Genomic DNA, 22,945 nt, shown 5'->3' on the forward strand with positions numbered 1-22,945 from the left:
CCCTGGAGCCTTAGGTTGCGGGAACCCTAGACCCCCGGAACCCAGCTGTCAGGAGGTCATTCGGCGGCGAGGCTTGCAGTTTTGCTATCGAGCAGGGGCTCCAACAGGGTTTGGGCCAGCCAGCGGACGGCCGGGACCGCGACGCCGTCGCCGATCACCTGCAGGCCCGCTGTCTGCGAGCGCGGCAGCCGGTAGCTGTCGGGCAGGCCCATCAGGCGCGCGCCCTCGCGGGGGGTGACCAGGCGCGAGCGGACCTGGCCGTTCTCGATGATCAGCAGGGTCTGGCGCGAGGAGCCGCCGCGCGGCGTGCGCAGGCATCCGGCGACACCATCGAAGCGCACCTCGGCCCGCTGGTCGCCGCCGCGCATCCGGCGGAACACCGCCCCGACGGCGCGCTCGCCCGACTTGACCCGACGCTCGACCGCCTCGCGGTGGCTGTCGGCCATCAGGGCCAGCAGGGCGTCGGTGCGCTCCCGCGGGTTCCAGGTCACCGCGTCGTCGGGTTCGAGCACGACCGCCAGATCGGTGTTGCGGGCCGGCGGCGCGGGCGCGCCCCACCAGATCCAGCGTTCCTTCAGGTCGTCGGGCAAGCGGGCGGCGGCCTCGCGCACGGCGCGGCTGTGGAAGCCGCTGGTTCCTTCCAGGCCCTCCGTCGGCAGGCGGGTGGCGACCACGAAGACGCGGGGCCGCGACTGCGGAACGAAGGCGCTGGCGTCGATCTCCAGCGCCCCGAAGCGGTAACCTTCCTCGCTGAGCGCGCCGCACAGGGCGGTGAAGTCGTCGCCGTGGTGCGAGGTCAGCAAACCCACGACGTTCTCGATGACGATCACCGGCGGGGCGCGCCCCTCCGCCGACATCGCCTTCATCAAGGTCCAGAAGCCGAAGAAGGCCGACGACTTGCCGCCGGCCAGACCCGCGCGGGCGCCGGCCAGGCTGAAGTCCTGGCAGGGGCTGGACGCCCAGGCGAGATCGGCGGTCGGGATCGCTTCAGCCTTGAGAGCGAAGACGTCACCGGCGTGGAAGTGCCCCCCACCATGCGAAGAACCGGCGTCCGCGAAGTTGGCGCGATAGGTGTCGGCCTTCACCGCGTCGAAGTCGTTGGCGAAGGCGCAAATCCAGCCGCTCCCCAGGCCGATGCGGGCCATGCCGCCGCCAGCGAAGAACTCAAGGAAAGAGGGAGAAGCGTTCCGATTCATCGCCGCCGAGTCTAGAGCGTGGCAGCCGAAAGTGTCAGCGGTTTCGGCGCCCGCCACGCTCTAGATTCACAAGAACGAGCCTGTTTATCCACTTCGATGGATTCCATCCGAAGGGGACAGGCTCTAGCCTCACCGCGCCTGGAGGGGATAGTCAAAGACATGCGTACCGCCGTCCTGATCGCCGCCGCCCTGTTGATAACGGCCTGCGGGCAGTCGCCCATGGGCTCGGCCGAGGAGGCCCCGCCGCCCGCCGACGCGCCGATCACCGTCGGTCCGGACTATTCCGGCGACTTCGACGCGGTCGGGACCGAACCGTTCTGGAACGTGAAGGTGCGCGTCGACGGCATGACCCTGGCCCGTCCCGACCAGCCGGACGTGGTCACCGGCAATTCCGGCGTGCGCATCGACGGTGAGCAGGGCGTGTTCGACGCCACGGCCGGCGAGCGGCGCCTGGTCCTGCGCCTGACGCCCGGCGAGTGCTCGGACGGCATGTCGGATCGACGCTACGGCTACCTGGCCGAGGTCTGGATCGACGGCGAAACCCTGCGGGGCTGCGCCTCGAAAACCCAGGACTTGGCCGCCCAGCCGAAACCCTAGTCTCCTTTGGGGCCCAGATAGTCCGCCCCGTACACCGCCTCGCGGAAGTCGTGGTGCAGCGTGCCGTCGAACGGATAGGTCTGGACGAAAAACACCGCCGTCAGGTCGTTGACCGGGTCGACCCAGAACAGGGTGGTCTCGCGGCCGTCCCAGAAGAATTCGCCGATCGCGCCGCGGTTCTCGGCCGCCGTCTGGGGCTGGCTCTTGCGCACCGTGAAGTCGAAGCCGAAGCCCACCGTGCCCTTGCTGGGAAGCCAGAGACGCTGGGTGACGCGGGGGTCCAGGTGATCAGTGGCCATCAGCCGCACGGTCGAGGGCTTGAGGATCCGCGCGCCGTCCAGTTCGCCCTCGTTCAGCAGCATGCGCGAGAAGCGGGCGTAGTCGTCGATCGGAGCCACGATGCCGGCCCCGCCCATGGTCAGGCGACGGGCGGGATCGAAGTTCAGGCGGCGGGTCTCCGCATCGCTCTGGCGGGCCAGCTTGCCGTCGGGACCCTTGTTGTAGGTGGCGGCCAGGCGGCCGAAGGCGGCTTCGGGCTGGGTCCAGGCCGCTTCCTTCATGCCCAGCGGCTCGAGGATGTGGGCCTTCACATAGGCTTCGAACGGCTGGCCCGTCAGTGTCTCGACCAGCAGGGCCTGGACGTCGACGGCGGCGCTGTAGCTCCACTGCTCGCCCGGATCGAACAGCAGCGGCGCCTTGGCGATACGCCGGCCGAACTCGGTCAGGTCGTTGGCCTGGTTCATAGGATCGAGCGCCGTGAAGGCCGCGTCGGCCGGGGTGGCGGTCCCGCCATACGAGAAGCCGGCCGTGTGGCGCAGGATGTCACGGATGAGGATCGGCCGGGCGGCCGGACGCGTCTGGCCTTGGGCGTCCATGACCTTCATCTCGGCGAATTCGGGCAGGTAGCGCGCCAGCGGATCGTCCAGGCCGAACCTGCCCTGCTCCCACAGCTGCATCAGCGCCACGCCGGTGACCGGCTTGGTCATCGAGAAGATCTGCACCAGGGTGTCGCGGCGCATCGGCTTGCCGCCTTCGCGGTCGGCCATGCCTGCGGTCCCGAAATAGCGCTCCTGGCCGTCCTTCCAGACGAGCGCCGAGACGCCGACGGCGCGGCCGCTGTCGACCATGGCCTTCAGCGCCGCGTCGATGCGTTTCTTATCGATCTTGACCGGGGCGCGGGCCTGGGCGGCGGGCGTCGCGCGCGCCTGGGCGGGGGCGGCCGGGACGGCCAGCAGCGTCGCCGCGACGGCGGCGAGGATGATCTTCTTGGACACGTGGCCTCCCCAACGCTTTCTCATGACAACGTTGGCCATGATGGGGAGGGACTGTCGCCGACGGCGCGCTCTTTTTCCAGGGCGTCGAGGTCGTAGAAGTCTACTTGTTGAGACCCAGGCGCTGGCCGTCGTAACGCTCGCGCAGCGGCGCCCACCAGGCCTCGTTGTCGAGGTACCACTGGATGGTCTTGCGCAGCCCCGTGTCGAAGGTCTCCCGCGCCCGCCAGCCCAGCTCGGTCTCCAGCTTGGTCGCGTCGATGGCGTAGCGGGCGTCGTGGCCCGGACGGTCGGTGACGAAGGTGATCAGGTCCCGCCGGCTCTGGCCAGCGATCGGCCGCAGCTCGTCGAGGATATCGCAGACCGTCTCGACGACCTGGAGGTTGGTCCGCTCGTTGCGGCCGCCGACATTGTAGCTCTCGCCCGGAACGCCTTTCGTGGCGATCAGGTGCAGGGCGCGGGCGTGGTCCTCGACGTGCAGCCAGTCGCGGACATTGTCGCCCTTGCCATAGACCGGCAGCGGCTTGCCCTCCAACGCGTTCAGCGTGACCAGCGGGATCAGCTTCTCGGGGAAGTGATAGGGGCCGTAGTTGTTCGAGCAGTTCGAAACCACCACGGGCAGCCCGTAGGTGTGACGCCAGGCGCGGGCCAGGTGGTCGGACGAGGCCTTGGACGCCGAATAGGGCGAGCGCGGGTCGTAGGGCGTGGTCTCGGAAAACAGGCCGTCGGCCCCCAGGCTGCCGAACACCTCGTCGGTCGAGATGTGGTGGAAGCGGAAGGCGTCCTTCTCGCCGCCCTCCAGCGTTCGCCAGTGCGCCAGCGCCGCCTGCAGCATGACATACGTACCGACGATGTTGGTCTGGACGAAGTCGCCGGGACCGGTGATCGAGCGGTCGACATGGCTCTCGGCGGCCAGGTGCATGACCACGTTCGGGCGGAAAGCCTTGATGGTGCGCGACACCGCCTCGAAGTCGGCGACGTCGCCCTGCACGAACTGATAGTCGGCCTTGCCCCGCAGCATGGCCAGGCTGGCCGGCGAGGCGGCGTAGGTCAGCTTGTCGTAGTTGAGGATCGCGACGTCGTTCTGGCCGGCCAGGTGACGGCACACCGCCGAGCCGATGAAGCCCGAGCCGCCAGTCACCATCACGCGGAGATTTTGCTGCGACATGCGCTGGTTAGCCTCGGGCTGAGCAAGCGCGTTAGGCGAAAGTGTGAGCGGTTTCGCCGCCGAACGCGCGTCAAAAAGATGAGCCGGGTCCGTATCCAGTTTTTAGTGTACGCGCAACTTAGTCGGTGAAGACCACCGTCTTGCGGCCGTTCAGCAGCACGCGGTCTTCCAGGCGGTAGCGCAGGGCCCGCGCCAGCACGCGGCGCTCGATGTCGCGGCCCTTGCGGACCAGGTCTTCCGGCGTGTCGCGGTGGCTGATGCGCTCGACGTCCTGCTCGATGATCGGACCCTCGTCCAGGTCGCCGGTCACATAGTGGGCGCTGGCGCCGATCAGCTTCACGCCGCGCGCGTGAGCCTGGTGATAAGGCTTGGCGCCCTTGAAGCCCGGCAGGAACGAGTGATGGATGTTGATGCAGCGGCCCTGCAACTTGGCCGACAGGCCGTCCGACAACACCTGCATGTAGCGGGCGAGCACGACGATGTCGGTCTTGGTCTCCTGGATCAGCTTCCAGAGATCGGCTTCCTGCTCGAACTTGGTCTCCTTGGTCACCGGCATGTGGTGGAAGGGCAGGCCCGACAGGTCGATGTGTTCGTAGGTTTCGGCCGGGTGGTTGGAGACCACGCCGGCGATGTCCATCGGCAGTTCGCCGATCCGCCAGCGATAGACCAGGTCGGCCAGGCAGTGGTCGAACTTGCTGGCCAGCAGCAGCACGCGATAACGCTCGGCGCGGTCGCGCAGAGTCCACTTCATCTTCAGCGCCGCGGCCAGGTCGCCGAACTCGCCGCGCAGAGCCTCGCGGTCCGCGCCGTCGGCGTCGAACACCACACGCATGAAGAACTGACCGGTTTCCTGGTCGTCGAACTGCTGGGCGTCCAGGATGTTGCAGCCGCGCTCGAACAGGAAGGCGGACACCTTGGCGACGATGCCGCGCTGGTCGGGGCAGGAGAGGGTCAGGATCATGATCCGCTCCCTCTAGAGAACTGTATCGCCGAAGAAAAGCGGCTGAACGCGTCAGGCGAGGCCGATTTTCCCCAGGCGCACGGAGTTTTCCTAAACCTTGGGCACGTCCATGCCTCGCTGGACGGCCGGGCGGGCCTCGACGGCCATCAGCCAGTTCTCGACCGCCGGCACACCGGGATCGCGCTCCGGCTCGGCGTTGGCCAGGGCGTCCAGCACCGCCTTGGTCCAGCTGTAGCTGGCGATGTCGGCGATGGAATAGTGCTCGCCGGCGATCCAGGGATGATCGTTCAGCCGCCGGTCCAGCACGCCCAGCAGCCGCGTGACCTCGTCGCCGAAGCGCTCGATGGCGGCGGGGACCTTCTGCTCGGCGCGCATCGCGAAATAGCCGTACTGACCGGCCATGGGACCCAGGCCCCCGACCTGCCAGAAGGTCCATTCCAGGGCGGCCCAGCGCTCGGGACCTTCCGGGGCCAATAGCTTGCCGGTCTTTTCCGCCAGATAGACCAGGATCGCGCCGCTTTCGAACACGGCTTGCGGACCACCGCTTGCGTCGTGGTCGACGATGGCCGGGATCTTGTTGTTGGGCGAGATGGCCAGGAAGTTCGGGTCGAACTGTTCGTCCTTGCCGATGTTCACCGGGTTGACCCGGTAGGGCAGGCCGACCTCCTCCAGCATGATCGACGCCTTGCGGCCGTTGGGCGTGGTCCAGGTGTAAAGGTCGATCACGGCGCTTCTCCTGCGGGCTTTGAGGGCAACAACGCCCAGGACCGCGATCTTGCTGCGCGCGGGTAGGCGGCGGCGAACAAACGGGTCTAGGCTCTGATCATGGTTTCCTCTTCCGAAGTCTTGTCCGATCGCGCGATCGACATCCTGGCCAAGCTGTTGGCGTTCGACACCACCTCGCGCCGGTCGAACCTGGAGCTGATCCAGTGGGTCGAGCAGTACCTGGCCCATCTGGACGTCCCGACCCGCCGCGTGCCGAACGCCGACGGAACCAAGTCCAACCTGATGGCCACCATCGGTCCGGCCGTCGAGGGCGGGATCGTCCTCTCCGGCCATACTGACGTCGTACCGGTCGACGGCCAGCCGTGGTCCAGCGATCCCTGGGTGCTGACCGAGCGCGACGGCCGCCTCTATGGACGCGGGACCTGCGACATGAAGGGCTTCCTGGCCCTGGCCCTAGCCGCCGCGCCGGACCTGGCCCTGGCGACCCTGTCCAAGCCGGTGCATCTGGCCTTTTCCTATGACGAGGAGGTCGGCTGCCTGGGCGCGCCGGACATGATCGCCGTCATCGCCACCGAGATTCCACGCCCGGCCCTGGTCGTGGTCGGCGAGCCCACCGACATGGTCGCCGTGCGCGGCCACAAGGGCATCGCCACCTTCACGGTCACCGTCACCGGCCGCGAAGCCCATTCCAGCCTCACCCACCTGGGCGTCTCGGCCAACACGGCGGCCATCAAGCTGATGGCCATGCTGGTCGAACTTTCCGAAAAGCTGGAGCGCGACGCCGACCCGGCATCGCCGTTCACACCCAAGGGCGCGACCCTGACCGTCGGCATGATCCATGGCGGCACGGCCGGGAACATCCTGGCCCGCGAGTGCAAGTTCCTGTTCGACTTGCGCACGCCGGCCGGCCAGGACCCGATGGCGCTGCTGGTCGACTTCTTCGCGGCCGCGGAGGCGATGGACGCCGAGATCAAGGCCAAGGCTCCCGAAGGCGGGGTCAAGGTCGAGCGCCGCTCGCTGACCCCCGCCTTCGCGCCCGAGGAAAACGGCGTCGCCGAGGCCTTCGCCCGCAAGCTGGCCGGCGACAATGGCCCAGCCCGGGTCGTGCCCTACGCGGCCGAGGCCGGCCAGTTCCAAGGCGCGGGCTTCTCGACCGTGATCTGCGGTCCCGGCTCGATCGACCAGGCCCACCAGCCGGATGAGTATGTCGAGATCAGCCAGATTGAGCGCGGGGCCGCGTTCATGAGGCGTCTGATCGAGGACCTTTCGGTCTAACCGCGCCACTTCCTGATCACGAAGCGGCGGCCGATGAACGCCGCCGGATCGAACGACATCACTCGCAGGATCTGGCCGGGCGAGACCTCGCGCTTGGCCTGGATCGCGCGGCGGTCCGCCATGACCTGGTCGAGGTCCTCGCGTTTCAGCGCCGCCTTGATGCCCCGGATCGCCGGAGCGACGTCGCCGCGCCGCCAGTGCAGCAGCAGCAAGCCCGCCGTCACGGCCAGGTGCAACGGCAGGGTGACCGGGAACAGCCAGCCGGGCGTGTTCTTCAGGAAGGTCCAGACCCGGTTGCGCGAGCCGTGGAAGATCGAGAAGTCCGACCGCACCCCGGTGCTGGCCGAACCGACATGGGCGACCTTGGCCTTGGGCAACAGCAGGGTCGGCTGGCCGTAGAGCCGCAGGCGATAACCCAGGTCGACATCCTCGCAGTAGCAGAAATAACGCTCGTCGAAGCCGCCGACCGCGAGGAACAGGTCGCGATCGATCAGCATCGCCGCGCCGCAAGCCGAGAACACCTCGCCCTCGGGTAATACCGCCGGTTCGCGCCGGCGATACCCGCCCCGGAACGGTATGCCCGCGCTGGTGACATTGTCGCCGGCCCCGTCCAGCAGCCCCGGCTCGTCGGCCGACAGCTGCAGCGAAGCGAAACTCTTGACGGTCGGGTGGCGGAGGGCGCCGGCCATTAGTTCGGCCAGCCATTCGGGCTCGGCATAGGCGTCGGGATTGAGCAGGACCAGCCAGCGCCCCTTGGCGCGACGGGCGGCCAGGTTGTTGCCGGCCGCGAAGCCCAGGTTGGCGCCCGCCTCGACAAAATCGACCCACGGATGGGCCTTGGCCGCCGCCCGCGGCGCGCCGTCGGTCGAGGCGTTGTCGATCAGGATGGTCTCGAAGTCGCGGAAGGTCTGCGCCGCCAGCCGCTCCAGGCACGGCGCCAGGGTCGGACCGCTCTGGTAGGAGACGATCACCACCGTGACGGCCGGGTCGGTCTTGTGTTCAGTCGTCTCAGACGGCATCGGTGGCGGGTTCGTTTCTCAAGGTACGCGTCATGAAGATCACGCCGCTGGCGATCCCCGAAGTGCTGCTTATCACGCCCGCGCGGCATGGCGATGAGCGCGGCTGGTTTTCCGAGACCTTCCGCCAGGCGGCGCTGGAGGAGGCTGGATTTAAGGCCGCTTTCGTCCAGGACAACCATGTGCGCTCCATGACGCGCGGCATCCAGCGCGGCCTGCACTACCAGAAGCCGCCCCACGCCCAGGACAAGCTGCTGCGCTGCGTGGTCGGCTCGATCTTCGACGTCGCGGTGGATATCCGAAAGGGCTCGCCGACCTACGGCCAGTGGGTCGGGGCCGAACTGTCGGCCGAGAACCGCCAGCAGCTGCTGGTCCCCAAGGGCTTCGCCCACGGTTACGTCACCCTGACCGACGCCTGCGAGGTGCTCTACAAGGTCACCGACTATTACGCCCCGGCCGCCGAGGGCGCGGTGCGCTGGAGCGACCCGGCCATCGGCGTCGACTGGCCGATCGGTGCGTCTGAAATCACCGCCAACGACCGCGACAACGCGGCCCCGCTGCTGAGCGAGATCGACTCGCCCTTCGTCTACGAGGCCTGAACATGAGCTTCACCGACTTCTTCTGGACCTCGCACGAAGGCCTGCCGCTGCACGCTCGCGACTACGCGCCCGTGGGCGAGGCCCGGAAGCCGCCGGTGATCTGCATCCACGGCCTGACTCGCAACGCGCGGGACTTCGAAGACCTGGCGCCGCGCATCGCCGCCACCGGCCGCCGCGTGCTGGCGGTCGACGTGCGCGGCCGGGGCCTGTCGGCGCGTGATCCGAACCCGATGAACTATCATCCGGGAACCTATGCCGCCGACGTCGTCTCGCTGCTCCAGGCGGCCGGGATCGAGCGGGCGGTGTTCGTCGGGACCAGCATGGGCGGGCTGATCACCATGGTGCTGACCTCGATCATGCCCCAGGCGATCGCGGCGGCCGTGCTGAACGACGTCGGCCCCGAGCTGTCGCCGGTCGGGCTGGCCCGCATCGCCGGCTATACCGGTATGGCCAGCCGGTTCGAGACCTGGGACGCCGCCGTCGCCTACGCCAAGGCGATCAACGAAGCGGCCTTCCCCGCCTACACGGCCGAGGACTGGAACGTCTTCGCCCGCCGCTTGTTCGACGAGACGGATGGCGGCTACGTCCTGGCCTACGACCCCGACATCGCCGCGCCGATCAAGGCGGCGGCGGAAGCGGCGGCCAAGACCCAGGCAGAAAGCGGGCAGGCCCTGGCCCCGCCGGACATGTATCCGCTGTTTCGAGCGCTGGCGAAGGACCGTCCGTTGCTGCTGGTGCGCGGGGGCATCTCCGACCTCATCGACCCCGCCATCGCCGAGCGCATGAAGGCCGCCGCGCCCGACATGGCCTATGCCGAGGTCCCCGGCGTCGGCCACGCGCCGATGCTGACTGAACCAGAAGCCTGGGCGGCCATGGAAAACCTGCTGGAGACCGCGCCCTAAAAGGGGTGTGCCCAAATGGGTGGGCTTTGATGGGTTGGGCGTGTTAGACGCCCGCCACGGCTCGTTTCTCGCCGCGACAGAGTGCTGACCGATGACCCTCGACCTCGCCGCCATCCAAGCCGCCGCCGGCCGCCTGAAGGGTCAGATCGAGCGCACGCCCTGCCGCCACTCCAAGACGCTGTCGAAGATCACCGGCGCCGAGGTGTGGGTGAAGTTCGAGAACCTGCAATTCACCGCCGCCTACAAGGAGCGTGGCGCGCTGAACAAGCTGATGCTGCTGTCGGAAGCCGAGAAGAAGCAGGGCGTCATCGCCGCCAGCGCCGGCAACCACGCGCAGGGCCTGGCCTATCATGGCGCTCGCCTGGGCGTGCCCGTCACCATCGTCATGCCTAAGACCACGCCCTTCGTGAAGGTGCAGCACACCCGCGATTTCGGCGCGACCGTAGTCATCGAGGGCGAGACCTATGACGACGCCAACACCCACGCCCGCAAGCTGCGCGACGAGCAGGGCCTGACCTTCGTCCACCCGTTCGACGACTACGACATCATGGCCGGCCAGGGCACGATCGCCCTGGAAATGCTGGAAGACGCGCCGGACCTGGAGATCCTGCCGGTGCCGATCGGCGGCGGCGGCCTGATCAGCGGCGTGGCCACGGCGGCCAAGGCGCTGAAGCCCGACATCCGCATCATCGGCTGCGAACCGGCCATGTACCCGTCCTTCACCGCCAAGATGCGCGGCGTCGCCGCCCACTGCGGCGGCCAGACCATCGCCGAGGGCGTGGCGGTCAAGCAGGTCGGCGAGCTGACCTATGGCGTGGTGCGCCCGCTGATCGACGACGTGCTGCTGCTGGAAGAGCCTCACCTGGAACAGGCCGTCTCGCTGTACTGCAATGTCGAGAAGACCATCGCCGAGGGCGCCGGCGCGGCCTCGCTGGCGGCGCTGCTGGCCTATCCGGAACGCTTCCGGGGCAAGAAGTGCGGCCTGATCCTGTGCGGCGGCAATATCGACACGCGCCTGCTGGCCTCGGTGCTGACCCGCGAACTGGTCCGCGCCCAGCGCCTGGCCAGCTTGCGGATCATCGGCGACGACCGTCCGGGCCTGCTGTCGACCGTGGCCAGCGTGATCGGGGCCATGGGCGCCAACATCATCGAGGTCAACCACAACCGCCTGGCCCTGGACGTCCCGGCCAAGGGCGCGGAGTTCGACATCACCATCGAAACCCGCGACGCCCAGCACACCCAGGACGTCATGCAGGCCCTGCGCGACAGCGGTTACCCGCCGCGGGTGGTGTGATTTGAATTCTCCTCCCCCTTTTGGGGGAGGTGGCCCGGAAGGCCGGAGGGGGTAGCGCGGCCTAGGCCGAGACGACCCCCTCGGTCGCTTTCGCGACAGCTCCCCCGCAAGGGGAGCAGACTCACTCTTTCGGCTTGCCCGGCCCGATGCGGTTCACGTCCAGCAGCTCGATGCGGAAGATCATCACGCTGTTGGCCGGGATCGGGCCCTTGTCCCGCGCGCCATAACCCAGGGCCGGCGGCACGTAGAGGATCCACTCGTCGCCGGCCTTCATGCGTTGCAGGGCGATGACCCAGGCCGGCACCAGGCCGTCCAGCGGGAACACGGCCGGCACGCCGCGCTCGTAGCTCGAGTCGAACACCGTGCCGTCCAGCAGCTTGCCTTCGTAGTGGACCTTGACCTCGTCGGCCTTGGTCGGGTGCATGCCGCCATTCGCCCCCTCGCGGACCACCTTATACTGCACGCCCTCGGGCAGGGTGACGACGCCGGGCTCCTTGGCGTTCTTGGCCATGAAGGCGTCGGCGATCGAGAGGTTCTCCTGGGCCTTCTTGTTGGGACCGCACGCGGCCAGGGTCAGGCCGGCGGCGGCGAGGGTGAGAAGCAGGGCGCGACGATGCATGAAGAACCTCGAACAATCAGGCTGTTCAGCTAGCACGAAGAGCCCGCGATTCCATCTCCGGACGAACACGCACGGCCCGCGGAATACTTTTCACGGAACAGTGGTGGCTTTCGTCAGAAAGCTTTTCTAGAAACGGCCACCCAATACTCAGACGAGACGCTCATGAAACCCGTTCGTAAAGCCGTCCTTCCCGTCGCCGGCCTCGGCACGCGCGTGCTGCCGGGCACCAAGACGACGCCGAAGGAGCTGCTGAACGTCGTCGATCGGCCGATCCTGTCGTACATCGTCGAGGAAGGCCGCAAGGCCGGCATCGAGCACTTCGTCTTCGTCACCGGCCGCTCCAAGGGCGCGATCGAGGACTATTTCGACCACCAGGTCGAGCTGGAAATGCAGCTGGAAGCCAAGGGCAAGCTCGACATCCTCAAGCAGCTGCGCGACGAGCTGCCCCGTCCGGGCGAGATGAGCTTCGTGCGCCAGATGGCCCCGCTGGGCCTGGGCCACGCGGTGTGGTGCGCCCGCGACATCATCGGCGACGAGCCGTTCGCGGTCATGCTGCCCGACGTCATCGTCGACGCCGATCCGTCGGCGCTGGGCCAGCTGATCGAGGTCTATGACAAGGTCGGCGGCGGCAACGTCATCGGCGTCGAGGAAGTGCCCGCCAGCGAGACCCACAAGTACGGCATCGTCGCCCCGGGCGAGGTGAACGACCGCCTGGCGACCATGACCGGCATGGTCGAGAAGCCGGCCCAGGGCACGGCGCCCTCGAACTGGTCGATCGCCGGCCGCTACATCCTGCAGCCCGAGATCTTCGAACTCCTGGCCAGCCAGGAAAAGGGCGCCGGCAACGAGATCCAGCTGACCGACTCGATGGCCAAGCTGATGACCCAGCAGTCGTTCCACGCCTATGTCTACGAAGGCGTCACCCACGACTGCGGCGACAAGATCGGTCTGCTGAAGGCCAATGTCGCCCTGGCCCTGAAGCGTCCGGACCTTGGTGTCGCGGCGCGGGCCGCGGTGGAAGCGGCGCTGAAAGCCTAAGTCTTGAATTCTCCTCCCCTTTTGGGGGAGGTGGCCCAGAGGGCCGGAGGGGGCAGCTCGGGTTAGGCCGGCGATGCCCCCTCAGTCGCTCCGCGACAGCTCCCCCAGAAGGGGAGCAGATTTCATTGCCACTCGGCCAGAACCTCGGGATCGTCCTCGGCGCGCTTCAGCGCCAAGGCGTCTCCCAGGAGACGCCGCGCGGCCCAGACCGCCGCGCCGCGCACCACCGGCGCCGGATCGGTCAGCAGCGGCTCGACCACCGCCATCAGGCTTGCATCGCCGCTGTTGCCGATCGCGTAGAGCACGTTGCGCACGAAGCGGTCGCGGCCGATCCGCTTGATCGGGTTCTTCGAGAACAGCGCCCGGAATTCCGTGTCGTCCAGCACCGCCAGCTCGGCCAGGGACGGTTGCTTCAGCGCCTCGCGGGCCTGCAGCTTGGCCTCGCTCGACAGCGACGCGAACTTGTTCCACGGGCAGACCGCCAGGCAATCGTCGCAGCCATAGATCCGGTTGCCCAGCGCCGGCCGGAACTCCGCCGGGATCGGGCCGGCCAGCTCGATGGTCAGGTACGAGATGCAGCGCCGCGCATCCAGCTGGCGCGGGGCCGGGAAGGCGTTTGTCGGGCAGATGTCCAGGCAGGCGCTGCACCGGCCGCAGTGGTCGATCTCGGCGGTGTCGGGCGGCAAATCGAGGGTCGTCAGCACGCTGCCCAGGAACAGCCACGAGCCGAACTGACGCGAGACCAGGTTGGTGTGCTTGCCCTGCCAGCCAAGGCCCGCGCGCTGGGCCAGCGGCTTTTCCATCAGCGGGGCGGTGTCGACGAAGACCTTCACGTCCTGGCCGAACCGGCGATGCATCCAGCCGGCCAGCAGCTTCAGGCGCTTCTTGATGACGTCGTGATAGTCGTCGCCCTGGGCGTAGACCGAGATGGCCGCGTCGCTGGTCGATTTCAGCTGCTCCAGCGGGTCGATGTCGGGACCGTAGTTGACGCCCAGCACCACTGCCGACCTCGCCTCGGTCCACATGGCCGTGGGATGCGAACGCCGCTCCAGGGTCTCTTCCATCCAGCCCATGTCGCCATGACGCTCGGCCTCGACGAAGGCCTTCAGCCACTCGCCATTGGGCCAGGCGGCCGCGGCGTCGGCGAAGCCGCAGGTCGAGAACCCGAGGGTCAGCGCCTCGGCGCGGATCTCGTCCTTGATCGCGTCAGGTGACAGGTCAGAAATCGAGGTCGTCATAGTGCGCGGCCGGCGCGAGGCCGGGCCAGCGGTCGGCCAGGATCGGACGGAAGGCCGGCCTCGACTTCAGCTTCATGTACCAGGTCTTGGCGGTCTGGAAGTCCTTCCAGGGCACGTCGCCGAAATAGTCGATCACCGACAGGTGCGCGGCGGCGGCGAAGTCGGCCAGGCTCATGCGGCGACCGGCCAGCCAATCGCGGGTTTGCAGCAGGCCGTCGATATAGCCCAGGTGGGCCCGCAGCGCCTCGCGGCCCTGGCGCAGGGCGGCCAGGTCCGGCGCGCCCATCCGCAGCAGCCGCTTCTCCATCTTCTCGTGCAGGAGGAAGCCGTTGACCTCGTTGTCGAACTTGCGGTCGAACCATTGCAGCAGGCGGCGAGCCTCGGCGCGTTCGCCCGCGTCGCGGCCCAGGAGCGCCGGCTCGCTCTCGGTCTCTTCGATATGTTCGAGAATGGCCCGCGTCTCGCAGACCACCAGATTGCGCTGGTTGCGGGTCTCGACCAGCACCGGCGGCAGACCCGACGGGTTCAGCGCGGTGAACTCGGGCGGCATTTCCCAGTAACGAACCTGCACCTCAACGAACGGCAGCCGCTTTTCGCCCAGCGCCAGACGGACCTGTCGCGACGCGGGGTCCAGGGGGAAATGGTGGAGGGTGCGTTCGACGCTCATGCCCAGGTGCGCTCAGGCTGCATCGAAAGAGCGATGCGCCGCTTTGCTTAACAAGAGATTGCCGAACGCGGTTTACCCAAGAAAAGCAGGCCTTTGTGCGGCGCTTTTGACGCTTTTATGTCGCGCGTCCGAGCGGCGAACCGCTCACGATCAACTGTTCATGCGGGCGATGAGGTTCGTCGTGCTCTGGCCCTGCTTGAGTTCCGCCAGCACGACCTTGCCGCCATAGCCCAGCACCACATCGGACCCGACCACGGTCTCGACCGTGTAGTCGGCGCCCTTGACCAGCACGTCGGGGCGGAAGGCCTGGATCAACGCCAGCGGCGTGTCCTCGCCGAACAACACCACCAGGTCGACCGACGACAGCGAAGCCAGCACCGTGGCCCGGCCGGTCTCCTTCTGCACCGGCCGGGTCGGGCCCTTGAGTTTGGAGACCGAGGCGTCGGTGTTGAGGCCGACGATCAGCCGATCGCAGGCGGCCTTGGCCTGGCTGAGCAGCGAGACGTGGCCGGGATGCAGGAGATCAAAGCAGCCGTTGGTGAAGCCGACCTTCAGGCCGCGCGCGCGCCAGCCCTCGACGATCGCCCGGGCCTGGTCACGGTCGGCGATCTTGATCTCGCCGGGCTCGCCCTGGGCCGAGCCGGCGCGGGCCATGAGTTCGGCGGCGGTGACGACGTCGGTGCCCAGCTTGGCGACCACCAGGCCGCCCGCCAGGTTGGCCAGGTGCGCGGCGTCGGCCAGGCTGGCCCCTGCCGCCACCGACAGCGCCAGGGTCGCGGCCACGGTGTCGCCGGCGCCGGAGACGTCGAACACCTCGATCGCGGTGGCTGGCAGATGAACCGGCGGCTCGCCGCGCACGGCCAGGGTCATGCCCGCGCCGCCTCGGGTGATCAAGGCGGCCTCCAGGCCCGGCGCCATGGCCAGGATCGCCGCGCCGGCCTCTTCCGAAGCCTCGTCGGAGTTGTCGGTGACGCCCGTGGCCTCGGCGGCCTCCTTGCGGTTGGGCTTGATCAGGGTGGCGCCGTCATAACGAGCGAAGTCGCGGCTCTTGGGATCGACGATCACCGGCTTGCCGGCGGCGCGGGCGGCGTCGATCGCCCCGCGCACGACCTCGGCGGTCAGCACGCCCTTGGCGTAGTCGGACAGCACCACGACGTCGGCGGCGGCCAGACGCGCCTTGAAGGCGGCCAGCAGCGTGGCGGCGTCGCCCGGACCCCGGTCCTCGCGGTCGACGCGCAGCATCTGGTGCGAGCCGGAGATGTAGCGGACCTTCTCGGTCGTGCGGCGCTTGGGGTCGGCGACCAGCTCAGCCTCCAGCCCGGGCTCGGCGTCGATCATGCCGCGCAGGGCCGCGCCAGCGTCGTCCTGGCCGACCAGGCCGATCAGCACCGCCTTGGCGCCCAGCGCCGCGACGTTGCGGGCGACATTGCCCGCTCCGCCCAGCATGGCGGTTTCCTTCTCGACCGCGATCACCGGCACCGGCGCCTCGGGCGAAATGCGGTCGACCGCGCCATAGATGAAGCGGTCCAGCATCACGTCGCCAAGGACCAGCACGGTCTTGCCGGCGAAGGCGCGGGGGAGGTTAGCGAGGGTGTCGTCCATAAGGCGTTCCGTACCCCTACCCGCTCCGGAAACTCAACCCTCGACGCTCTCGGCGAAGACGCCGCCGTGCTTCTCGGCCAGCCCGCGCGGATCGGGGTGGATGATGATGTCGGCCGAAGGAAAGGCCTCCAGGAGGCGGTTCTCGGCGGCGACGATGATGGCGTGAGCCTCGGCCAGCGAGATGTCAGACGCCAGGTCGGCGTGCATCTGCATGTGAATATAGGGACCGGAGGCCCGCGTGCGCAGTTGGTGCACGCCCAGCAGGCGCGGGTCGGCGACGGCCAGGGCCACGATCCGCTCGCGATCATTCTCGGGCAGTTCGCGGTCGAGCAATTGGTCCGAGGCTTCGCGGAACACGCCGATCGCGCCCCAGATCAGCCACAACGCCACGAGCAGGCCCGCCGCCGCGTCGACCCAGGGCAGGTCGAGCCATGACGCCGCCCCGACCCCCACCAGCGCCACGGCGTTCGAGCCGAGGTCGGCGGCGTAGTGGGCGCGATCCCCGGCGATGGCGATCGAGCCGCTGGCCTTCAGCACCCGGCTCTGGGCGGTGATCAGGGCCAGGGTCAGGACGATCGACACGATCATCACGATCACGCCCGCCAGGCCGTGCTGGACCGGACTGGGGTTGAAGATGGCGTGAAACGCTTCTCGCCCGATCAGCGCGCCGGAGGCGAAGACCAGCCCGCCCTGCAACAGACTGGAGAAGGCTTCCGCCTTGCCATGACCGAACCGGTGCTCGGCGTCCGGCGGAACAGCCGCGTAGCGCACGGCGTAGAGCGTGATCAGCGAGGCCACCAGGTCCAGGGCCGAGTCCGACAGCGAGGCCAGGATCGCCACGCTGTCGCTGGCCCGCCAGGCGATCGCCTTGACGATGATCAGGACGGTCGCCGTCGCCACGGACAGCAGGGCGACGTTGCGGGCAGCCTTCGGATGAGCATGCAGGGACATGACCCCTATCTACCGCACACCTTGCAAAAACCTAAGCCGCGGCGCGCACCTCCGGCCCGACATAGACCGACTGCGGCCGGATCAGCCTCCCACCCGCGAGCTGCTCGCGAGCATGCGCCAGCCAGCCGGCGACCCGGCCCATGGCGAAGACACAGGTGAAACTGGCCGGCGGCAGTCCCAGGGCCTCGAGCAGCAGCGCCGTGTAGAACTCGACATTGGTGTCCAGCGGCCGGTCGGGCTTGTGCTCGCGCAGGATTTCCAGCGCCGCCTGCTCGACGGCTTCGGCGAAGGCGACGCGGCCCGGCAGGCTGGGCGAGGCGTCGGCCAGCTTGCGCACGGCCGCCTTCAAGGCGTCGGCGCGCGGATCGCGGACGCGGTAGATCCGGTGCCCAAAGCCCATCAGCCGGTCACCGCGCGCCAGGGCCTTCTCCAGCCAAGGGCGGGCGTTCTCGGGCGTGCCGATCTCGTCCAGCATCTCGATCACCGGCCCCGGCGCGCCGCCGTGCAGCGGCCCCTTCAGCGCCGACAGCCCCGCCAGCACCGCCGAGGTCAGGCCGGCGCGGGTCGAGGCCACCACGCGGGCGGCGAAGGTCGAGGCGTTCAGGCCGTGGTCGCAGACCGTGACCAGATAGGCGTCCAGGGCGGCCGCCTCGGCGTCGGTGGCCGGCGTCCCGCGCGTCATCCGCAGGATATCGGCGGCGTGCGACAGGGCCGGATCCGGCGCGACCGGGCTGTCGCCCTTGGCGACGCGCAGTACGGCAGGCGTGAAGACGGCTGGAGCGGCGATCAACAGCAGGGCGGTCGGCAGGTCGTCGCCGTCGGGCATCCTGGCCAACAGGGCGCGCATGGCCTCGACCGGATCGCGGCGGGCCAGGCCCTCATCGAGAGCGGCGACCTCGGCGAAGGCGCGAACCCGGGCCTCGCCCAGAGCCGGGGCCAGATCCGACGGCGCGTCCTCGAAGAAGCCATCGAACAGCAGGTGGGCGGCCTCCTCGTAGCGGGTGCGACCCGACAGGTCCTCGACGGCGTAGCCCCGGATCACCAGGCGGCCCTTGGCCCCATCGACATCGGACAGAACAGTGCGGGCGGCGATGACGCCCTCAAGACCATCAGACATTTGCGGTCTCCTTTCGAGTCTTTGTTGTCGCGCGATGGCCGGCGAAACCGACTTCCACTTTCGGCTATCGCGCTGGCCGAAAAACGCCCGCCACGCTTGATCGTCAATCTTGATCAATATAATCAATCTATATGGCGGATTGGCTGGACGCGGATCAGGTTCTGGAACGGTTGGGGATCCGGCCGCAGACTCTTTACGCCTATGTCAGTCGAGGCCGGATCGAGGCCGCCGCTCATCCGCGCGACCCGCGCCGCAGTCTCTATCGCGCCTCGGACGTCGCCGCCCTGGCCCAGAAGAAGGCGCGCGGACGCCGCGCCGCCGACGTCGCCGCCGAGGCCATCGCCTGGGGCGAGCCGGTGCTTCCCTCGGCGATCACCACCGTCGCTGGCGGCCGTCTTTGGTATCGCGGCCGCGACGCCGTCGAACTCGCCGAGCAGGGCCTGACCCTCGAGAACGTTGGCCGGCTGCTGCGCGGCGGCCATGGCGCGGCGCTGAAGTCGTCCCGCCGTCCGGAGCCGCCAGTCGCCGACAGCGCGCGGGGCCGGCTATTCTCGACCCTGGCCGCCCGCGCCGGCCGCGAACCGCCGGCCCGGGGCCGCGCGCCGCTGGCGCTGGCCATGGAGGCCGCCGACCTCCTCGAAGCCGTGGTCGACGCCGCCACCGGACAGGCCGGAGAAGGCCCGGCCCACGCCCGCTTCGCCGCCGCCTGGGGCCTGGACGCGGCCGGCGCTGATCTCGTCCGCCGGACCCTGGTGCTGCTGGCCGACCACGAACTGAACGCCTCGACCTTCGCCGCCCGGGTGGCGGCCTCGACCGGAGCGTCGCTGTCTGCGGCCTGCCTGGCAGGATTGTCGGCGCTGTCGGGACCGCTGCACGGCGGCATGGCCGCGCGGGTCGAGGCCTTCGTCGAGGAGGCCGAGCGGCGCGACGCCAGCCATGCGGTCTCCGCGAGGTTGGCGCGCGGCGCGTCGATGCCCGGCTTCGACCATCCGCTCTATCCGGACGGCGACCCGCGCGCGGCGGCGCTGCTGGCGGCGTTCGAGGCCCCAGCCCTGCTGGCCGACCTGCGCATGGCGACGGAAGCCGCCACGGGTCTCGCGCCGAATATAGACTTCGCGCTGGTGACACTGGCGCGGGCCCTGAAGCTGCCGCCCGACGCGCCGTTCATTCTGTTCGCGACAGCCCGCAGCGTCGGCTGGGCCGCGCATGCGATCGAGCAGCTACAGACGGGCCGGCTGATACGGCCAAGAGCGCGGTATGTAGGGGTGGCGCCGGAAGGCTACTCGCCCTCTTCCTCGTCGTAACCCACCAGCCGCAGCGCCCGCGCCGGCAGGCCTTCCAACTCGCACCAGCGCTCCAGGGCCTCCTCGCGACCGTGGGTGATCCACACCTCACCGGGGCGCAGCTCGCTCAGGGTCGCGGTCAGCTCGTCCCAGTCGGCGTGGTCGGAGAGGATCAACGGCAGCTCGACACCGCGTTGTCGGGCCCGGGCGCGCACCCGCATCCAGCCGGAGGCGAAGCAGTCGACGGGATCGGGAAACCGCCGCGACCAGCGGTCGGCCACGGCGCTGGGCGGGGCGATGATGATTTGGCCGGCGAAAGCGTCCTTCGGGCCTGACGAGGTCGCCGGAGCCAGCGGCCCCAGCTCGACGCCATGCGCTTCGTACAGGGCGTTCAGCTTCTCCAGCGCCCCATGGACGAAGATCGGCTTGTCCCAGCCGCCTTCGCGCAGCAGCTTGATCACCCGCTGCGCCTTGCCCAGCGCATAGGCTCCGACCAGATGGGCGCGCTCGGGGAACTGCTCGACCGAGGCCAGCAGGCCGCGGATCTCGCCGGCATCGTCGGGATGGCGGAAGACCGGCAGGCCGAAGGTCGCCTCGGTGATGAAGACGTCGCACGGCACGGGCTCGAACCGCGCGCAGGTCGGATCGCGGCGGCGCTTGTAGTCGCCGGAGACCACCATGGTCAGGCCCTTCCAGCGCACCACCGCCTGGGCCGAGCCCAGCACGTGGCCAGCCGGGACCAGGGTCACCTCGACGCCATTGTGGGTGAAAGCCTGGCCATAGGGCGCGGCCTGGCGGCGCTCGGTGAAGTCCTCGCCATAGCGGGTCGCCATGATCGCCAGGGTTTCCGGCGTGGCGGCCACCACGCCATGGCCGGCTCGGGCATGGTCGGCATGGCCGTGGGTGATCACGGCCCGGTCCACGGGGCGGACGGGGTCGATATAGAAGTCTCCCGGCGGGCAGTAGAGACCGTCCGGTCGGGGACAGAGAAGGTCTTCGGGCTTGATCACGTCTGGATATGACAACGCGGGAAGCGCTAAGCCTATCCCCGACGAGGAGCAGGCATGAGCGACAACGAACAGAGCCGCATGATCGCCACGGCGATGAACGAGGGCAGCCCCCAGGCCAAGGCCTTGGGCTTCACCACCCTGGAGATCGGCGACGCGGTCGCCATCCTGAAGGTCCCGTACCGTCCCGAGATTATCGGCGATCCCGAGACTGGCGTCATCGCCGGCGGGGTGGTCACCACCTTGCTGGACCACGCCAGCGGCCAGGCCGTGCACGCGGCCATGGAGACCTGGACCTCGATCGCCACGCTGGATCTTCGCATCGACTACATGCGCGCGGCCGAGCCGGGCCTGGACGTGCTGGCCCGCGCCCATTGCTACAAGATGACCCGTTCGATCGCCTTTGTCCGCGCCGTCGCCTACGACCGTGATCCGGAGGATCCCGTGGCCACCGCCCAAGCGACTTTCATGCTGGATAGCAGCGCCGGCAAGAAGCCCGGCGCCAACCTCAAGCCGCCGCGCGAACCACGGGCCAAGACCGGGGGAGCCGACCAATGAGCGACGCCGACACCCGTCTGGTCTCGATGCTGGACTCCATCCCCTACGCCCGCTTCCTGGGGATCAAGGCCGAGCTGGCCGGGGATGAGATGACCGCCATCCTGCCGTTCGCCCATCACATCGTCGGCAATCCGATGCTGCCCGCCATCCATGGCGGGGTGCTGGGGGCCTTCATGGAGATGACGGCCCTGGCCCAGCTGTCGGTGGCCGCGCCGATGAAACGCCAGCCGCGCACGATCGACGTCTCGATCGAGTACCTGCGCTCGGGCCGGCCTCTGACCACCTATGCCCGCGCCAGCATCAAGAAGCTGGGTCGCCGCATCGCCAACGTCCATGTCGAGGCCTGGCAGGAGACACGATCGGCCCCGATCGCGACGATGCGTGGACTCTTTCTCGTCGCGCCCAGCGAGGATTAACGCTCCGGGTCCGGAATAATCGTCTCAAAGGATAAAGTTTCCCGCGAAACGAAATTCAGCGACTACATTAATCCGCTGTAATGCCGATTGGGCGCGACAAAGTTTCTTAAATCGGCGTCATGAAGCATGAGTAACGTGCATTAACCGGAGTCGACGCCTATATCCCTGATCACCGGACGCCAACAACGGCGCCGCTAGAGCCCTTCGGGCTCTAATTTCAAACACTTAGAGCGCGGCAAGCCACGCTCTGGGCAAAAACGGGATCAAGATCATGACCATGAAGACCAACGCCGTCGCCGGCTTCGCCTCGCTCGTTCTCGCGGTTCTGCCGCTCGTCGTCATCGCCGGTTCGCTCGCTTCGAGCCTGTAAGCGTGATCGCCGCGTAACCTCCGTCGGGCCGCTCACCGAGCCGCCCCGACGGAGATGGCGTTCAAGACTCCCGAGAAGACAAACTACCGAGAACACAAAGACTTGGCTGTCCGATGCAGGATGGCGTGGCGGGCCGCCAGACGATCGATATCCGCGTCGTAGCCGCCACCGATGACCCCGACCACGGGAGTCCCAGAAGAAAGACAAGCGCCCAGGACATAGGCCTCTCGTCGCGTAAGACCCTCATCGGTCAGCGACAGACGGCCCAGCTTGTCGTCCGCGTGCGGATCCACCCCCGCATTGAAGAAGACGATGTCCGGCCGGACGCCGCCCAGCAGCGCCGGCAGGATCGTCTCCAGCTTTTCCAGATAGTCCGCGTCGCTCGTCCCGTCGGCCAGCTCGACGTCCAGATCGCTCACGGCCTTGCGATGTGGGAAGTTCTTCTCGGCGTGCATCGAGAAGGTGAAGACGCTGGGGTCGTCCTCGAAGATCCGCGCCGTGCCATCGCCCTGATGGACGTCGAGATCGACGACCAGGGCCTTGCCGATCAGGCCTTCCGCCAACAGCCGGCGCGCGGCCACCGCCACATCATTGAACACGCAGAACCCCGCGCCACTTTCGGCCGAGGCATGATGGCTGCCGCCCGCCGTATTGCAGGCGACGCCATGCTCCAGGGCCAGGCGCGCCGCCAGCAACGTGCCGCCGGTCGCCGCGCGGGCCCGGGTCGCGACGCTGTCGGTGTTGGGCATGCCGATCCGCCGGACCACGTCGGCCGGTAAAGAGAGCTCGATCACGCCCCGGACATAGTCTTCCGTATGGGCCAGCCGCAGGGTCTCGACATCGATATATTCGGGGCGGTGAAAGCCGTCTGGCCCCGGAACGCCCTCGGCTTCCAGCACGCTGGCCAGCCGCGAGAACTTGTCCATCGGAAAGCGGTGCCCCGCCGGCATCTCGGCGCGAAAGGCGGGGTGGTGGATCACAGGGGGCGAAGAGGACATCGCTCCACGATGGGGAGCCGGATCGCCTGACGCAAGGTGACGACTTGCGGCGGCGCCGAAGCGGGCTTATCGCACT

24 protein-coding genes are annotated in these 22,945 nt (G+C 68.4%); 10 read left to right on the plus strand and 14 right to left on the minus strand.

What is annotated here, in order from left to right; genetic code table 11:
* Positions 1-56: 56 nt before the first annotated feature.
* On the minus strand, positions 57-1,196 hold the full coding sequence (locus ACW173_RS06855) for a DNA cytosine methyltransferase (RefSeq protein ID WP_492084104.1): 1,140 nt from the start codon (positions 1,194-1,196) through the stop codon (positions 57-59).
* Positions 1,197-1,355: 159 nt separating this feature from the next.
* On the opposite strand from ACW173_RS06855, the gene ACW173_RS06860 reads away from it, so the two are divergent.
* Positions 1,356-1,793 carry a COG3650 family protein gene (locus ACW173_RS06860; protein WP_492084105.1) on the plus strand — a complete coding sequence of 146 codons (438 nt, stop codon included), beginning with the start codon at positions 1,356-1,358 and terminating at the stop codon, positions 1,791-1,793.
* On the opposite strand, the gene ACW173_RS06865 is transcribed toward ACW173_RS06860, so the two are convergent.
* The 4 genes from ACW173_RS06865 to ACW173_RS06880 form a co-directional block, all read right to left on the minus strand.
* Positions 1,790-3,067, minus strand: a complete 1,278-nt coding sequence (locus ACW173_RS06865; protein ID WP_492084106.1) for a serine hydrolase domain-containing protein — start codon at positions 3,065-3,067, stop codon at positions 1,790-1,792. The genes ACW173_RS06860 and ACW173_RS06865 overlap by 4 nt on opposite strands.
* A gap of 100 nt (positions 3,068-3,167) precedes the next feature.
* Positions 3,168-4,232 (minus strand): dTDP-glucose 4,6-dehydratase, encoded by a 1,065-nt coding sequence (rfbB, locus tag ACW173_RS06870; protein ID WP_492084108.1) that lies wholly within the window; start codon positions 4,230-4,232, stop codon positions 3,168-3,170.
* A 118-nt stretch (positions 4,233-4,350) separates the two neighbouring features.
* Entirely contained in the window at positions 4,351-5,193 is an 843-nt protein-coding gene (gene purU / locus ACW173_RS06875) for a formyltetrahydrofolate deformylase (protein ID WP_492084110.1), read from the minus strand.
* Between the two features lie 90 nt (positions 5,194-5,283).
* The gene (locus ACW173_RS06880; protein WP_492084112.1) at positions 5,284-5,919 is read right to left on the minus strand and encodes a glutathione S-transferase N-terminal domain-containing protein; all 636 of its coding nucleotides are present in this window, start codon (positions 5,917-5,919) and stop codon (positions 5,284-5,286) included.
* A gap of 99 nt (positions 5,920-6,018) precedes the next feature.
* Here ACW173_RS06880 and argE point away from each other — a divergent pair, with 99 nt between their 5' ends.
* Positions 6,019-7,194: an acetylornithine deacetylase gene (gene argE, locus ACW173_RS06885; protein WP_492084114.1), complete on the plus strand. Its 1,176-nt coding sequence runs from the start codon at positions 6,019-6,021 to the stop codon at positions 7,192-7,194.
* Here argE and ACW173_RS06890 read toward each other — a convergent pair.
* Positions 7,191-8,213: a glycosyltransferase family 2 protein gene (locus tag ACW173_RS06890; RefSeq protein ID WP_492084116.1), complete on the minus strand. Its 1,023-nt coding sequence runs from the start codon at positions 8,211-8,213 to the stop codon at positions 7,191-7,193. The genes argE and ACW173_RS06890 overlap by 4 nt on opposite strands.
* A 32-nt stretch (positions 8,214-8,245) precedes the next feature.
* On the opposite strand from ACW173_RS06890, the gene rfbC reads away from it, so the two are divergent.
* The 3 genes from rfbC (at position 8,246) to ACW173_RS06905 (ending at position 11,005) form a co-directional block, all read left to right on the plus strand.
* The gene (rfbC, locus tag ACW173_RS06895) at positions 8,246-8,809 is read left to right on the plus strand and encodes a dTDP-4-dehydrorhamnose 3,5-epimerase (protein ID WP_492084117.1); all 564 of its coding nucleotides are present in this window, start codon (positions 8,246-8,248) and stop codon (positions 8,807-8,809) included.
* Between the two features lie 2 nt (positions 8,810-8,811).
* The gene (locus tag ACW173_RS06900) at positions 8,812-9,711 is read left to right on the plus strand and encodes an alpha/beta fold hydrolase (protein WP_492084118.1); all 900 of its coding nucleotides are present in this window, start codon (positions 8,812-8,814) and stop codon (positions 9,709-9,711) included.
* 91 nt (positions 9,712-9,802) lie between these two features.
* Entirely contained in the window at positions 9,803-11,005 is a 1,203-nt protein-coding gene (locus tag ACW173_RS06905; protein ID WP_492084120.1) for a threonine ammonia-lyase, read from the plus strand.
* A 121-nt stretch (positions 11,006-11,126) separates the two neighbouring features.
* Here the strand turns inward: ACW173_RS06905 and bamJ are convergent, their stop codons facing one another.
* Complete coding sequence (gene bamJ / locus ACW173_RS06910; protein WP_492084122.1) at positions 11,127-11,624, minus strand: BamJ family beta-barrel-assembly machinery protein; 498 nt, start codon at positions 11,622-11,624, stop codon at positions 11,127-11,129.
* Positions 11,625-11,786: 162 nt separating this feature from the next.
* Between bamJ and ACW173_RS06915 the strand changes: the two genes are divergently transcribed.
* Complete coding sequence (locus tag ACW173_RS06915; RefSeq protein ID WP_492084123.1) at positions 11,787-12,662, plus strand: UTP--glucose-1-phosphate uridylyltransferase; 876 nt, start codon at positions 11,787-11,789, stop codon at positions 12,660-12,662.
* A 122-nt stretch (positions 12,663-12,784) separates the two neighbouring features.
* On the opposite strand, the gene queG is transcribed toward ACW173_RS06915, so the two are convergent.
* The 5 genes from queG to ACW173_RS06940 form a co-directional block, all read right to left on the minus strand.
* Positions 12,785-13,900: a tRNA epoxyqueuosine(34) reductase QueG gene (gene queG, locus ACW173_RS06920; protein ID WP_492084125.1), complete on the minus strand. Its 1,116-nt coding sequence runs from the start codon at positions 13,898-13,900 to the stop codon at positions 12,785-12,787.
* Positions 13,881-14,567, minus strand: coding sequence for an FtsZ-binding protein FzlA (gene fzlA, locus ACW173_RS06925; protein ID WP_492084126.1), 687 nt, complete (start codon positions 14,565-14,567; stop codon positions 13,881-13,883). Before fzlA ends, queG begins: the two co-directional genes overlap by 20 nt.
* 150 nt (positions 14,568-14,717) lie before the next feature.
* Entirely contained in the window at positions 14,718-16,169 is a 1,452-nt protein-coding gene (rfaE1, locus tag ACW173_RS06930) for a D-glycero-beta-D-manno-heptose-7-phosphate kinase (protein WP_492084128.1), read from the minus strand.
* 33 nt (positions 16,170-16,202) lie between these two features.
* Positions 16,203-17,120, minus strand: a complete 918-nt coding sequence (locus ACW173_RS06935) for a cation diffusion facilitator family transporter (RefSeq protein WP_492084130.1) — start codon at positions 17,118-17,120, stop codon at positions 16,203-16,205.
* A 31-nt stretch (positions 17,121-17,151) separates the two neighbouring features.
* Positions 17,152-18,237 (minus strand): citrate synthase/methylcitrate synthase, encoded by a 1,086-nt coding sequence (locus tag ACW173_RS06940; protein ID WP_492084131.1) that lies wholly within the window; start codon positions 18,235-18,237, stop codon positions 17,152-17,154.
* A 131-nt stretch (positions 18,238-18,368) separates the two neighbouring features.
* On the opposite strand from ACW173_RS06940, the gene ACW173_RS06945 reads away from it, so the two are divergent.
* Positions 18,369-19,541, plus strand: a complete 1,173-nt coding sequence (locus ACW173_RS06945) for a citrate/2-methylcitrate synthase (RefSeq protein ID WP_492084133.1) — start codon at positions 18,369-18,371, stop codon at positions 19,539-19,541.
* Here ACW173_RS06945 and ACW173_RS06950 read toward each other — a convergent pair.
* Positions 19,517-20,545 carry a ligase-associated DNA damage response exonuclease gene (locus tag ACW173_RS06950; RefSeq protein ID WP_492084135.1) on the minus strand — a complete coding sequence of 343 codons (1,029 nt, stop codon included), beginning with the start codon at positions 20,543-20,545 and terminating at the stop codon, positions 19,517-19,519. The two genes, ACW173_RS06945 and ACW173_RS06950, sit on opposite strands and share 25 nt — an antisense overlap.
* 39 nt (positions 20,546-20,584) lie before the next feature.
* On the opposite strand from ACW173_RS06950, the gene ACW173_RS06955 reads away from it, so the two are divergent.
* The 3 genes from ACW173_RS06955 to ACW173_RS06965 all read left to right on the plus strand — a co-directional run bounded on the left by ACW173_RS06955 (position 20,585) and on the right by ACW173_RS06965 (position 21,871).
* The gene (locus tag ACW173_RS06955; protein ID WP_492084136.1) at positions 20,585-21,085 is read left to right on the plus strand and encodes a PaaI family thioesterase; all 501 of its coding nucleotides are present in this window, start codon (positions 20,585-20,587) and stop codon (positions 21,083-21,085) included.
* Entirely contained in the window at positions 21,082-21,501 is a 420-nt protein-coding gene (locus ACW173_RS06960) for a PaaI family thioesterase (protein WP_492084138.1), read from the plus strand. The genes ACW173_RS06955 and ACW173_RS06960 overlap by 4 nt, the downstream gene beginning before the upstream one ends.
* 271 nt (positions 21,502-21,772) lie before the next feature.
* Positions 21,773-21,871, plus strand: coding sequence for a hypothetical protein (locus ACW173_RS06965; RefSeq protein ID WP_492084139.1), 99 nt, complete (start codon positions 21,773-21,775; stop codon positions 21,869-21,871).
* A gap of 83 nt (positions 21,872-21,954) precedes the next feature.
* On the opposite strand, the gene ACW173_RS06970 is transcribed toward ACW173_RS06965, so the two are convergent.
* The gene (locus ACW173_RS06970) at positions 21,955-22,869 is read right to left on the minus strand and encodes a histone deacetylase family protein (protein WP_492084141.1); all 915 of its coding nucleotides are present in this window, start codon (positions 22,867-22,869) and stop codon (positions 21,955-21,957) included.
* Positions 22,870-22,945 lie beyond the last annotated feature (76 nt).

This window comes from Caulobacter sp. ALps2, from assembly GCF_058681635.1.